Raw genomic sequence first — 13,751 nt, 5'->3', positions numbered from 1 at the left:
TTTATCGTTGAACTATGGCTTGGCTGTTTGCCGCAGAACCAGTTGGAGTACACGTGGCGAAACCCTCAAATGGTGCATCAAGGACTGTGCGAGGGGTGACGCTTGCCCGGGAGGCCGGGATCTCGGTCCAGCAGGTGCGCAACTACGAGCAGGCCGGACTGCTGCCGCTGGCCAGCCGGACCGCCGCCGGGTACCGGGAGTTCGACGAGTCGCACCGGCAGGCGCTGACGGCGGCGCGGGTGCTCGTTCGCGCCTACGGCTGGGACGCCGCCGTGACGATCCTGGGGGCGGTGCACCGCGACGATCTGCAGACCGCGGTGGCGAGCGTCGATCATGCCCATGCCGCGCTGGACCAGGAACGGGAACGGATCCAGCAGGCCCTGCGGGCTTTCGAGGTCGTCGTCACCCATCCCCTCGACGCCGATCCGCGGATGGCGGCCGCACTCGCCCAGATCGCCCGCCAGGACGCCCCGCTGCGGATCGGCCAACTGGCGAACCTGCTGGGTGTTCGTACGTCGGCGCTGCGTTTCTGGGAACGCTCCGGACTCGTCCGCCCGGTCCGCGAACGAGCTACCGGCTACCGCAGGTACGACGTCGCCGCCGCGCGCGATGCCCATCTCGTGCGGCTGTTGCGCGAAGGGAACTTCTCGATGACGATCATCCGCGCGGCGATCGACGAGATGCACTCCTCGCCGGACGGCCGCCCCGAACGAGTCGGCGCCGAGCTCAACCGGCGCGACGCCGAACTGCACGACCGCAGCCTCGCGCGGCTCCGCGCGGACGCGGCCCTGGTCGCCTACCTGGACTGGCGGAGCTCTTCCAGTACGACGTCGGCTGCCGAGAACACCGCGTAGAGCGTGTGTACGCCGGTCACCGGGGCGAGCTTGCCGACGATCTCGACGAGCTCCTCCGTCGGTGGGACCTGCAGGGTGCTGAGCAGCTCGCCGTGGAGCGGGTCGTCCAGGCGGAGAGTGATGGTCGCAGGTCGATTACTGCGGTTGGCGGCTCGGGCCTGGTAATGCGTTGGCTCGAGGTCGATGTCGTCGAAAGCCAGCCAGGCTTCGGGTTCCAGTGAGATGACCGCGTCGCCGCGGTCGCGGGTGGCGGTTGTCATGGTCATCGCGCAGTAGTCGTCGAAGCTGGTGGCGGCGAGGTGGGTGAGGGTTCGCGGTGGGATCTGGTCGCCGCGCACGTCGAGGGTCGCGGTCAGGCGGAGGTCGGTGCTGGACCGGCCGACCATGATGCTGTGGCGTGCCGTCTCGACGCAGCGCCGATCTCGGGTTACGTCCCAGAAGCCGAGGTCAGCCGCGGTGACGGTCAGCTCGACCTCGACGGTCTCGCTCGGTTCCAGGGTGACCCGCCGGAAGGCGCGCAGCTGACGGAGCGGTTGCTTGACCCGCGAGCGCTGCTGCCGCGTGTACAGCTGAGCGAGCTCGGTCCCGGGGCGATCGCCGGTGTTCGTGACGGTGAACGTGACGCGGACCTCGCCGTCCGCCGGCGTCGACGGTGTGCTCAGCCGCAGGTCGCCGTACGCGAAGGTGGTGTAGCTGAGGCCGTGGCCGAAGGGGTAGAGCGGTGTGCCCCGGTAGTACAGGTACGTCGCGTCCGTCGCGATGATGTCGTAGTCGAGCAGACCGGGCAGATCCGCGGCCGAGTGGTACCAGGTCTGCGTCAGCCGGCCCGCGGGGTCGTGGTCGCCGAGCAGTACGTCGGCGAGCGCGTGACCGTACTCCTGCCCGCCGTGCGCGGACCACAGGATCGCGGGCAGGTGCTGCTGCGCCCAGCCGATCGCGTACGGGTAGCTGCTGCTCAGCACCAGCACCGTCCGCGGGTTCGCCGCGTGCACCTGCCGGATCAGCCGGTCCTGAGCCGGCGGCAGGTCCAGCGTCTCCCGGTCCTCGGTCTCGCGACCGTTCACCAGCGGGTGGTTGCCCGCGACAACGATCGCGACGTCGGCGCGGGCGGCCAGCTCGGCGGCCGTCGCCGCGCCGTCGATCACCACGTCGAGCTCGAAGGCGGTCCCGTCATCTGCGAGGCCGACGGCGCCGTCCGAGTCGACCTGGAGGTACCGGCCGCTGTGCAGATGCTGGATCAGGACGGTGTTCGACGACTGCACGAGCCGGAAGGTCTGCTTGACCTCCCAGCCGTTCGGGCCGGGCTGGTCCGCAACCAGCTCACCGTCGTCCGTGGCGGTCAGGTGCTGGCCGTTCCGCACCGATCGCAACGCCCACGCGTCACCACCCCAGTCGAAGAGATCGAACTCGCCGGCGTCCGTACCCGTCCGCAGTACGGCGTCGGCGCCGACGCGCAGGTACGACGACGAGCCCGCGATCCGGAGCGTGATCCGATCGACGCCCTCGCAGTACTCGACCTGGCCGAGCCGTTCCCGGAGGCCGTCCAGCGCGGTCACCTGATAGGGCAAAGTCCCGGCGTACCAGTCCTCCGTGAGCGTGCCCGCGAGGGGGCCGACCACGGCGACACGGGTCGATGTGTCGAGGGGGAGGACCTGCTCATCGTGCTTGAGCAGCACGATCGCCTGCCGGGCCGCCTCCTGGGCGAGCCGGCGATGGGCGGGGCAGTTGACCAGCTCGGGTTCGAGCGCCGCGTACGGGTCGAGGTCGTCGAACTCGCCCAGGCGGAACCGGATCGCGAGTGCTCGCCGTACGGCGGTGTCGAGGTCCGCGGCCGTGATCAGCCCGCGGTCGAGGGCCGTCGTCAGCCGTTCGATGGTGGCGGTGGCGTCGGTGCCGTCCTGGGTGAAGCTGTCCACGCCCGCCTTCAGCGCGGCGGCGTACGCGGTCGGTCCGTCGGGCAGGTACTGCTGCAGACCGAACAGGTTCGCCGGCGCGTACGCGTCGCTGACGACCAGCAGCTCGTCGGTCGTCCACGGGCGCAGTACGTCGTTGATCAGCGGGCTGAGGTGGGCGGGCCGTCCGTTCACCAGGTTGTACGACGGCATCACCGCGACCGCCGCGCCCGCTTCGATCGGAACGCGGAACGCGGGCAGCTCGTAGTCGTGCAGGACCCGGGGCGGCAGGTTGCTCGAGGTTGTGCACCGATCGGTCTCGTTGTTGTAGGCAAGGAAATGCTTCAGCGTCGGAGCGGTCTTCAGGTACGTCGGGTGGTCGCCCGCCAGACCATGCCCGTACGCGGTCGCGATCACCCCGGTCAGCCAGGGATCCTCGGCGTACCCCTCCTCGTTGCGGCCCCAGCGCGGATCGCGCAACGGGTTGACGACCGGCGCCCAGACGTTCAGGCCGACGCCGGCCGGGTCCTTCTGGTGGAACACGCGGACCTCGTCCCCGACCGCCGCGCCGACCGCGCGCACGAGGTCGGGGCTCCAGCTCGCGGCCAGGCCGATCGCCTGCGGGAACACGGTCGCCGGACCGTGCCAGGCGACACCGTGCAGGGCCTCGGTGCCGGTGCGGAACGTCTCCAGGCCGAGCCGGGCGACGGGCGGCTGGTACTGGTGCAGGAACGCGACCTTCTCGTCGGGGGTGAGCCGGGCGAGCAGGTCGTCGATCCGCGCGTCGAGCGGCCGGGCCGGGTCGCGGAACGGGGGAGGAGGAGCTGGAGTACTCATCGGCGGTCGACTCCACGGGCTGGTGTCGAAGCGCTTCGATTCAACCGGGCGGCGGAAGCTGGTCGAAGCGCTTCGACAGACGGGCGTGAACAGAGGGTTGCATCCCGGACGCGCATGGTCAAGACCTGGGCGGCGGGAGAAAGGCGTGCGCTTTCCGCGGGGCGGCGCGGGCGGGGCGGGGCGGTGCGGCGCGGGTGTGGGCGGTGCGGTGCGGGTGTGGGCGGTGCGGTGCGGGGGTGCAGGCGTGGTCAGCGGGTTGGGAGGCGGCCTTGGTTCAGGGGGGTCAGGGCGTGGGCGGTGGCGCCGAGGGGGGTGGCGGTGTGGGGGAAGGCGGAGGCGGCGATGGTGCAGCCGCCGGCGTCGGGGGCGATGGTGGCTTCGCGGAGTGCCTTGTCGATGGCGGGGGAGAGGTGGCAGGCGAGCAGGGCGTAGGCCCCGCCGAGCAGCACGACCTCGGGATTGAGGATGTTGACCAGCGCCGCGATGCCGTGGCCGAGGTGGGTCCCGGCCTCGGTCAGCACCTTCGTGACGGCGGGGTCCTGGGCGTCGGCACGCCGGATCAGCGTCTCGAGCTGGTGCTGTGGGTCGTCGTCGATGCTGCCGTCGACCTGCTCCAGGATCGCCGGCAGACTCGCGAGCGCCTCGAGACAGCCGCGCCGTCCGCACCCACACGCCGGTCCGTCCGGAACCAGGCGCAGGTGCCCGATCTCGCCGACGTACCCGAGATGTCCGGCGAGCGGCCGGCCGTCGGCGATGATGCCCGCGCCGACCCCGGTGTCCCCGGTGAGCTGGATGAGGTTCGGCGTACCGGCGTACTGCCCGTAGAGATGCTCGGCCAGCACGCCGAGGGACGCGTCGTTGTCGACCGTCACCGGGATGTCGGGCCGTCCGAGCGCCGCCGCGAGCTCGGCCCGCAGTGGCACGTCGCTCCAGCCGAGGCCGGCCGCGAGGACGACGGCGCCGTCGCGATTGACCAGGCCGGGGACGCCGACGGTGATGCCGAGGACCTGCCGGCCGGAGGACTGGACCGTGGTGATCGCCCGGCGGGCCAGCGCGACCACGGCGGCGATCGTCTTCGCCGGGCCGGCGTCGACGCGCGGGCCGGCGCGATGCCAGCGCAGGATCTGCTCACCGGCCGCGTCGCAGCCGAGCGCGGTCAGGCCGCGGGCGCCGACCTCGAGCCCGATCGTCGCGTACGCCGAACCGTCGAGCACGAGCAGTGTCGCCGGGCGGCCGACGTGGTTCTGGGTCTGCTGCGTCTCGCGGACCAGCCGGCGGTCCAGCAGGTCGCCGACGATGCTCGTCACGGTCGCCTTGTTCAGCCCGGTCCCGGCCGCGATGGCGGCCCGGGAACAGGGCGCCTCGCGGCGCAGGTGGCCCAGCACCGCCGCCAGGTTGGTGGCGCGGATATCGGTGTGGTCCGCGGTCTGTGTGCTCAAGGTCCGTCCCGTCGAAAGAGGTTCCAGGTCAGTTCTACACCTTGTCGCGCTGTCGGCTCTGCGTTAATTTGTTTGGCTACTAGCCCAACTAAGTCTAGGGGATGCACCGTGACCGGACCAGTGATCGGCGGCACCAGCCGCCGCACCTTCATCTCCCTGCTCGGCGTCGGCGCGGCGGCGGCCGCGGGCGGGGCGACGCTGACCGGATGCTCGAACGGCGGTTCGGGGTCCAGTACGACGGGCCGCGCCGAGACCGAGGACAAGCTGTCCGGCCTGCTGCCGAAGTACACCCCGTACGAGTCGGTCAAGCCCGACCTGCCGGGCGAGAACGGCGCCTCGCCGGGCTTCTCGCACTATCCGGCCGAGCTGAAGCGCGCGGTGCCGGACAAGATGGTGCCGAGCGGCAAGGAAGTGTCGGCGATGACGCCGCTGTGGAGCCCGGCCCCTCCCGGTCTCGGCAACAACTCGTACTACGACGCGAACAACGAGCGGATCGGCGCGCCGATCCGGTTCAACATCCTGAACGGCAACGACTACGGCGACAAGCTCGGACCGATCCTTGCGGCCGGCAACGTTCCGGAACTGCTCTGCATCCCGGGCTGGAACATCTCCAGCCTGACCCGGTTCGGCCAGGCCGCGGACAAGCTGTTCGAGGACCTCACGCCGCACCTGGCCGGCGACAAGGTCTCGGCGTACCCGATGCTGGCGAACCTGCCGACCCGCGCCTGGGCGTACGGCGTCTGGAACTCGCAGCTGAAGGCGGTGCCGTTCCCGTCGGACGGGTTCCCGTGGGCGCTGTTCTACCGCAAGGACATCTTCGAGCAGGTCGGCCTGGAGCCGCCGAAGACCTCCGCCGACGTGCTGGCGCTGGGCAAGCAGCTGACCGACGCGAAGGCGGGCCGGTGGGCGTTCGGCTCGATCGCCGACGAGATGGCCCGGATGTTCGGGGCGCCGGCCGGCTGGCGCAAGGACTCCAGCGGCAAGCTGGTGAACAAGATCGAGACGCCGGAGTTCGAGGAGTCGGTGGCGTTCGTCCGCGGGCTGTTCCAGTCGGGCTACGTGCATCCGGAGGTGGTCGCGAACGCCGGTGCGGACGAGAACGCACTGTTCGAGGGCGGCAAGTTCGTGATCCGGCAGAACGGGCTGGGCGGCTGGCACGAGGCGTTGCAGCGGCAGCAGACGGCCAACCCGAAGTTCAACCCGCAGCCGGTCATGCCGTTCGCGCACGACGGCGGTGCGCCGATCACGTGGGGCGGTGACCCGGCCGGGATCTTCACGTTCGTGAAGAAGGGGCTCGGTGAGGATCGGGTGAAGGAACTGCTCGGCGTCCTGAACTACACGGCGGCGCCGTTCGGGACCGAGGAGTACCAGACGTACACGTACGGGGTCGAGGGCAAGCACTACACCAAGCAGCCGTCCGGCGCCCCGAAGCTGACCGCACTGGGGCAGAAGGAGGTGTCGCAGACGTATGTGTTCCTCGGCGGCCGTCCGACGGCCATCACCGAGAGCGAGTACCCGGGGTACGTCGAGTCGATGAGCGCCTGGCAGAACGCGGCGGCGAAGGTCCGTGAGAAGAACCTGTTCGACGGGATCCGGGTCGAGCAGCCGGCCAAGATGGCGGCGCTGAACCAGCCGTTCGACGACGCCCTGCAGGACATCTTCCGCGGTCGCCGGCCGGTCAGCGAGCTGAAGACCGCCGTCAAGCAGTGGCAGGACAACGGCGGCAACGAAGGCCGCGATTTCTACGCGAAGGTCCTCAGTGACAACGGTCGGTAGGGTGCGCGTGCGCGGTGCCAGACCGCGTTCGGCCCGGGTCGGCAGGATGGCGTTCAAGCACCGGTTGCGGCGGGACTGGCCGTTGCTGGTGATGGTTCTGCCGGTCACGGTGCTGCTGGGCGTCTTCCACTACTTCCCGACGCTCGGGAACGTGATCGCCTTCCAGGACTACTCGCCGTACGCCGGGATTCGCGGCAGTGAGTTCATCGGGTTCGGGAACTTCCAGCGGATGTTCGCCGAACCCGCCTTCTGGAAGGCGGTCGCGAACACCGTCACGATCACCGCGGTCCAGCTCGTGTTCTTCTTCCCGATCCCGATCGCCCTGGCGCTGCTGCTGAACAGCGTCCTGTCGTCGAAGCTGCGCAACCTCATCCAGGGCGTCGTGTACCTGCCGCACTTCTTCTCCTGGGTGCTGGTCGTGTCGCTGTTCCAGCAGATGATCGGCGGCGCCGGCCTGCTCGCCCAGACCTTGCGCGACAACGGCCATCAGGCGATCGACCTGATGACGAAGCCGGACACGTTCATCCTGCTCGTCACCGCACAGTCGGTCTGGAAGGACGCCGGCTGGGGCATGATCGTGTTCCTTGCCGCCCTCTCGACCATCAGTCCGGAGCTCTACGAGTCCGCCGCGGCCGACGGCGCGAACCGCTGGCGCCGGCTGTGGCACATCACGCTGCCCGGACTGCGGCCGGTGATCGTCCTGCTGCTGATCCTGCGGCTCGGTGACGCGCTGACGGTCGGGTTCGAGCAGTTCATCCTGCAACGCAGTGCCGTCGGCGGCGGCGCCGCGGAGGTCCTCGACACGTACGTCTACTACCAGGGCCTGCTGGTCGGCGACTTCGGCTACGGCGCAGCGGCCGGTCTCTTCAAGGGCGTCGTCGGCCTCGTCCTCGTCCTGGTGGCCAACCGATTCGCGCACATGGTGGGCGAGCAGGGGGTGTATTCCAAGTCATGAGTGCACGAGCTGTCTGGGAGGAAGAACCGACCGTCGCCGGCCGGCTGGGCAAGCCGGTGGTGCTGGCGCTGATCGCGCTGGCGGTCGCGTTCCCGTTGTACGTCGTGGTCGTGACGAGCCTGTCCTCGACCGAGGCGGTGACCCGGGCCGGCGGGCTGGTCGTCATACCGCGGGAGTTGACCGTGGCGGCGTACGTGCAGCTGCTGTCGGGCGGTGTGGTGACTCGCGCGCTGGTGATCAGCGTGGCGATCACGGTGATCGGTACGGCGTTCAGCCTCGGGCTCACCGTGCTGGCGGCGTACGGGTTGTCGAGGCCGGGGTCGTTGTTCCACCGGCCGCTGCTGTTCGTCGTGCTGCTGACGTTCCTGTTCGGGCCCGGGATCATCCCGAGCTATCTGGTCGTCAACTCGCTCGGGCTGATCGACCACTACGCGTCGCTGATCCTGCCCGCGGCGATCTCGGCGTTCAACCTGATCGTGATGCGGTCGTTCTTCATGGGCATCCCGGGCGAACTGATCGACAGCGCCCGGATCGACGGCGCGGGGGAGTTCGCCATCCTGCGCCGGATCGTGCTGCCGCTGTCGAAGGCCGTGGTCGCGGTGGTCGGGTTGTTCTACGCGGTCGGGTACTGGAACGCGTTCTTCAACGCGCTGCTCTACATCAACGACAACACCAAGTGGCCACTGCAGATGGTGCTGCGGACCTACATCGTGCAGCAGGCGCCGCTCCCGACCGGAGCGGGCGGTGTGGCGAACGTCGGCCTGGGCCTGGCACCGGCGCCCGGTCTGGCGATCAAGATGGCGATCGTCGTGATCGCGATCGTGCCGGTCCTGCTGGTCTACCCGTTCATCCAGCGGCACTTCCAGAAGGGCGTCATCATCGGGGCGGTGAAGGGATGAAGCGGCGGCTTTTCCTTGCCCTCGGCACCGGAATGGCTCTGGCCGCGACGACTGCTTCCTCTGCTTCGGCGGCCTCGACCCGCTATCGCTGGCGCAACGTGGAGATCGTCGGCGGCGGCTTCGTCACCGGGATCATTCATCATCCGGGCAAGCGCGGTCTGCTGTACGCGCGCACCGATATCGGCGGAGCGGTACGGTTCGACAACCGCACCCGGCGCTGGGTGCAGTTGCTGCACTGGGTCGGCTGGGACGAGTGGAACTGGTCCGGGGTCGAGAGTCTCGCGCTCGACCCGGCCGATCCGCAACGGCTGTACCTCGCGGTCGGCACCTACACCAACGAGTGGTCGCCGATCAACGGCGCGATCCTGCGATCGTGCGACCAAGGCCGGACCTTCGAGCGGACCGACCTGCCGTTCAAACTCGGCGGCAACGAGCCCGGCCGCTCGATGGGCGAGCGCCTCGTCGTCGACCCCAACGACGGGCGTGTGCTGCTGTTCGGCACGCGCAATCAGGGGCTGTGGCGTAGCGGCGATCGCGGCGTGAGTTGGTCCCGGGTGGACAGCTTCCCGGTGACCGGGATCCCCGGGATCGGCATCGGTTTCGTCTTCTTCGACCGGCGTGACGGCACGATCTACGCCGGCGTCGCGGATCCGGCGAACCCGCTCTACCGCAGTACCGACGCGGGCCGCACCTGGGTGCCGGTCCCCGGGCAGCCGACCGGGCTGTTGCCGCATCACGGTGAATTGGGGGCCGATGGCAACATCTATGTCACGTACGGCGATCTCCCCGGGCCGTACGAGATGTACGACGGCGCGGTGCACCGATTGAACACCGCGACCGGCGAGTGGACCGACATCACCCCGTTGCGGCCGAACACCGGTACCGAGGCCGGGTTCGGGTACGGCGGTCTCGCCACCGACCCGCGCCGGCCCGGCACCGTGATGGTGTCGACGATGAGCCGGTGGGGTCCGGTCGACGACATCTTCCGGACTGTCGACGGCGGCCTGACCTGGCACTCCGTCGGCGAGCGGATCGTGCTCGACACGTCCGGAGCGCCGTACCTGAACTTTCACGGCACGCCGAAGCTCGGCTGGATGATCGGCGACATCTCGATCGACCCGTTCGACTCGGACAAGGTCCTGTACGTGACCGGTGCGACGATCTTCGGCAGTGACGACGTGACCGGGGTGGAGGCGGGCCGCAGTACGCATTGGTCGGTCCGCGCGCAGGGGCTCGAGGAGACGGCTGTCCTCGACCTGATCAGTCCGCCGTGGGGTCCGCCGTTGATCAGCGCGCTCGGGGACATCGGCGTCTACCGGCACGACCGGCTGGACGTCGTACCGCCGGACGGGCAGGCGGCGAATCCGGTCAGCGGCACGTCGCCGAGTCTGGACTACGCGGCGCTCGCCCCGGGATTCGTCGTACGGCTGGCGAATGCGAACGCCGGTGAGCGGGGCGCCTACTCGACCGATGCCGGCCACAGCTGGCAGCCGTTCGCGGGTGAGCCGCCCGGTCTGACGCAGACGGGTCGGGTCACGGCCGGCGCCGACGCGCGAACGATCATCTGGGCACCGGGAGATGTCGTCGCGCACTACTCACGCGATCGCGGCGCCACCTGGATCGCCGTCGCGGGATTGCCCATCGGATCGGTGCTGTGCGGCGATCGGGTCGACGGGAGTGTGTTCTACGGGTTCGATCCGGCCACCGGAACGGCGTACGTGAGCACGAACGGAGGCGCTGCCTTCACGGCGACGGCAACCGGTCTGCCGACGGGCGCGGGGAAGCTCGAGACCGTACTGGATCGGGCCGGGCAATGCTGGCTCGCGGCCGGTGCCGGCGGACTGTACCGATCCATCGATCGCGGATCGACGTACTTGCCCGTGACAACGATCGAGGAGGCATACACCATCGGTTTCGGCAAGGCGGCGCCGCGGCGCCGGGAGATGGCCGCGTACACGTCCGGGAAGGTCGCCGGCGTCCGCGGGATCTACCGGTCGGACGACAGCGGCGCGTCCTGGGTGCGCGTGAACGACGACCGGCACCAGTACGCCTCCACCGGTGACGCGATCGCGGGTGATCCGCGCGTCTACGGGCGGGTGTACCTGTCCACCAACGGTTTCGGGATCCCCTACGGTGAGCCGGTATGACGCGACTCTGGTACGGCGGTGACTACAACCCCGAGCAGTGGGATCCGGGGGTCTGGAAGGAAGACGTCGCCCTGATGCGGCAGGCCGGGGTCAACCTGGTCACGCTCGGCGTGTTCTCGTGGTCGTCGCTGGAGCCTGCGCCGGGACGGTACGAGTTCGGCTGGCTCGACCAGGTTCTCGACCTGTTGCACGAGGGCGGCGTGAGCGTCGACCTGGCCACTCCGACCGCGTCACCGCCACCGTGGTTCAGTCGGTTGCACCCGGAGGTGTTGCCGGTGACCGCGGACGGCGTACGGCTCACTCATGGCAGCCGGGACACGTACTGCGCGTGCGCCCCGGCGTACCGCGACGCCGCGCGGGGGATCGCGCGGGCGCTCGCCGAGCGGTATCACGATCACCCGGCGCTCGCGATGTGGCACGTGCACAACGAGTACGGCAGCACGTGTCACTGCTCGTTGGCGGCGGCACGTTTCCGTGAGTGGCTGCAGGAGCGGTACGGATCGCTCGACCGGCTGAACGGGGCGTGGACGACGGCGTTCTGGAGTCAAGGGTACGCCGACTGGACGGATATCGAGCCGCCGCGGAAAACGCAGTACCTGGTGAATCCGACCCAGTTCCTGGACTACCGGCGGTTCTGGTCGGACGAGCTGCTGGCGGCGTTCCTGGAGCAGAAGGCCGAGCTGCGGACGTTCTCAGAGCTGCCGATCACGACGAACTTCGTCTTCGGCGGCTGGGTACCGGTGAACCACGCACAGTGGGCCGCGGCGGTCGATGTCGTTGCCATCGACGACTATCCCGGCCGGACCGACATCGGTGCGGAGGAGCAGACGGCCTTTGCCGCGGACCTGGCCCGGTCGTGGGCCGGAGGCGGGCGGTGGTTGCTGATGGAGCAGGCCGCCGGGACGCTCAACGACGGGCGCCGCTTGCAGCCGAAGGAGCCGGGCCGGATGGCGCGGCACAGCCTGTCGCATATCGCGCGCGGTTCGCAGGGCGCGTTGTTCTTCCAGTGGCGGGCGTCGCGCGGCGGGTCCGAGATGTACCACTCGGCGATGGTTCCGCACGCCGGGCCGGACAGCCGGATCTTCCGCGAGGTCGCGGAGCTCGGCGCGGTCCTGCCTGCCTTGGCGGAAGTTGCTGACAGCAACATCGAGGCCGACGTCGCGATCCTGTGGGACGTCGAGTGCTGGTGGGCGATGCAGGGCACGCATCTGCCGTCGTCGGCGCTGGACTACCTCGGCGCGGTACGGTCCGCGCACCGGCACTTCTGGCGGGCAGGCGTGACGGTCGACTTCGCGGCGCCGACCGCGGACCTCTCGTCGTACACGACAGTGGTCGTCCCCAGCCTGTACCTGGTCAGCGACGAGGCGGCGGCAGCGCTCACGGCGTACGTCGAAGGTGGCGGACAGCTGGTGGTCGGGTACTTCAGCGGGATCGTCGACCCCGACCTGCGGGTCCGGCTCGGCGGGTATCCGGGGGCGTTCACGGACCTGCTCGGCGTTCGGGTGGAGGAGTTCCACCCGCTGCCGATCGGCGGCGAGATCGCCTTGGCGTCAGGTGGGCGCGGGCGGGTGTGGAGCGAGGACGTCCGGGCCGTCTCGGCCGAGGTGATCGAGCGGTACGCCGGTGGCGTGCTGGACGGCAAGCCCGCGATCACGCGTCACGCGCTGGGCGCGGGTGTCGCCTGGTACGTATCGACCGAGCTGGACGACGAGACTGCTGCGCGCATGCTGGACCTGTCGCCGTCACCGGTCGAGACCGTGCGGCGGCGGCTCGGCGACAACACGTGGACGTTCCTGATCAACCACGGCGACACACAGGTCGATGTACCGGGCGAGCTGGTCGCCGGCGAGCTGCCGGTGCCGCCTGGTGGTTATGCGGTGGTGAGGTCGCGGTGAGGGGCCTGGCAGCTGCTCTCGCGCGCCGTAAGCGACGGTGGCTGCAGAGTCAGCGCGGGGACCTCGCCGCCCTCGAGTTTGGTGATCAGCGCCTCGACCGCCTGGGCGCCGATCCGCTCCGCCGGGATCGAGACCGACGACAGCTGCGGAACCTGCCGCTCCGCGACGTCGTCTGCGCAGATCGCCACCAGCGACATGTCGTCGGGGACCCGGCGGCCGAGTCGGCGCAGGACGTCCAGGAGCGGTCCGATGATCGGCTCGTTCTGAACCACCAGGCCGGTGATGTCCGGGTGTTCGTCGAGCAGCTGCCGCACCGTGTGCAGGATCGCGTCGAACGTGTGCTCACAGGGCGTCTCGACGCCCAGCACTCCGCGCCGTTCGGCCGCCTCCGCGAATCCGGTCAGTGTGCGCTGCGCGAAGCCCGTCTGCCGTTCGTACACCGCGGACGGCGTACCGAGCAGGGCCAGCGAGCGGTGGCCGAGGTCGGCGAGGTGGTCGACGCAGTGCGCGCCCGCGGCGACGAAGTCCAGGTCGATACAGGTCAGTCCGTCGGCGTCGTCCGGGTAACCGATCAGCACCGAGGGCATCGGCAGCTCCCGCAGCACCGGGACCCGTTCGTCGTGGAGCTCGATGTCCATCACCACGAGCGCGTCCACGAGCGAGCTCTGCGCGACCCGCTCGAGCCCGTCCGATCCTTCGTCGGCGGTCAGCAGCAGTACGTCGTGGTCGTACCGGCGGGCCGTGGTGACGACCGCGGCGGCGAACTGCATCATCACCGGGACGTGCATACCGGTGCGCAGCGGGATCACCAGCGCCAGCACGTTGGACCGCTGACTCGCCAGCGCGCGGGCGCTCGCGTTCGGGCGGTAGCCGAGGGCGCGGACGCTGCGCTGGACGCGTTCCCGGGTGTCGGTCGAGATCGTCCGCTTCCCACTGAGTACGTACGAGACCGTGCTGGCCGCGACCCCGGCGTGCCGCGCGACATCCGCGATCGTGACCACGTCGTCCCCTCTCCTGAGCTTGTCCCAGTTCTACCCCAGTCGAAGCGCTTCGACAC

At 69.7% G+C, this 13,751-nt stretch carries 9 protein-coding genes; 6 read left to right on the top strand and 3 right to left on the bottom strand.

Annotation, left to right across the window (positions count from 1 at the left end; all coding sequences use genetic code 11):
- Window positions 1-95 precede the first annotated feature (95 nt).
- On the top strand, window positions 96-854 hold the full coding sequence (locus tag E0H92_RS40230) for a MerR family transcriptional regulator (protein WP_165550247.1): 759 nt from the start codon (window positions 96-98) through the stop codon (window positions 852-854).
- Here E0H92_RS40230 and E0H92_RS40225 read toward each other — a convergent pair.
- Both E0H92_RS40225 and E0H92_RS40220 read right to left on the bottom strand, forming a co-directional pair.
- A complete protein-coding gene (locus E0H92_RS40225; protein WP_131499991.1) occupies window positions 797-3,583 on the bottom strand; it encodes a glycoside hydrolase family 3 protein in 2,787 nt (928 codons plus the stop codon). The genes E0H92_RS40230 and E0H92_RS40225 overlap by 58 nt on opposite strands.
- A gap of 248 nt (window positions 3,584-3,831) precedes the next feature.
- On the bottom strand, window positions 3,832-5,022 hold the full coding sequence (locus E0H92_RS40220) for an ROK family transcriptional regulator (protein ID WP_131499990.1): 1,191 nt from the start codon (window positions 5,020-5,022) through the stop codon (window positions 3,832-3,834).
- 108 nt (window positions 5,023-5,130) lie between these two features.
- On the opposite strand from E0H92_RS40220, the gene E0H92_RS40215 reads away from it, so the two are divergent.
- From E0H92_RS40215 to E0H92_RS40195, 5 genes are read left to right on the top strand one after another with little or no spacing between them, the layout of a single operon-like run.
- A complete protein-coding gene (locus E0H92_RS40215) occupies window positions 5,131-6,798 on the top strand; it encodes an extracellular solute-binding protein (protein ID WP_131463165.1) in 1,668 nt (555 codons plus the stop codon).
- A 46-nt stretch (window positions 6,799-6,844) separates the two neighbouring features.
- Window positions 6,845-7,753 (top strand): ABC transporter permease, encoded by a 909-nt coding sequence (locus E0H92_RS40210; protein WP_131463166.1) that lies wholly within the window; start codon window positions 6,845-6,847, stop codon window positions 7,751-7,753.
- Complete coding sequence (locus E0H92_RS40205) at window positions 7,750-8,652, top strand: carbohydrate ABC transporter permease (RefSeq protein ID WP_131499989.1); 903 nt, start codon at window positions 7,750-7,752, stop codon at window positions 8,650-8,652. The genes E0H92_RS40210 and E0H92_RS40205 overlap by 4 nt, the downstream gene beginning before the upstream one ends.
- Complete coding sequence (locus tag E0H92_RS40200; RefSeq protein WP_131499988.1) at window positions 8,649-10,799, top strand: WD40/YVTN/BNR-like repeat-containing protein; 2,151 nt, start codon at window positions 8,649-8,651, stop codon at window positions 10,797-10,799. The genes E0H92_RS40205 and E0H92_RS40200 overlap by 4 nt, the downstream gene beginning before the upstream one ends.
- Window positions 10,796-12,694: a beta-galactosidase gene (locus E0H92_RS40195; protein WP_131499987.1), complete on the top strand. Its 1,899-nt coding sequence runs from the start codon at window positions 10,796-10,798 to the stop codon at window positions 12,692-12,694. The genes E0H92_RS40200 and E0H92_RS40195 overlap by 4 nt, the downstream gene beginning before the upstream one ends.
- On the opposite strand, the gene E0H92_RS40190 is transcribed toward E0H92_RS40195, so the two are convergent.
- A complete protein-coding gene (locus E0H92_RS40190; RefSeq protein WP_131499986.1) occupies window positions 12,670-13,695 on the bottom strand; it encodes a LacI family DNA-binding transcriptional regulator in 1,026 nt (341 codons plus the stop codon). The two genes, E0H92_RS40195 and E0H92_RS40190, sit on opposite strands and share 25 nt — an antisense overlap.
- Window positions 13,696-13,751: the final 56 nt, after the last annotated feature.

Source organism: Kribbella speibonae (assembly GCF_004331375.1).
Classification (GTDB): Bacteria; Actinomycetota; Actinomycetes; order Propionibacteriales; family Kribbellaceae; genus Kribbella; species Kribbella sindirgiensis.
The sequence above is the reverse complement of the archived record's forward strand: the minus strand, read 5'-3'. Positions and strand labels throughout refer to the sequence as shown.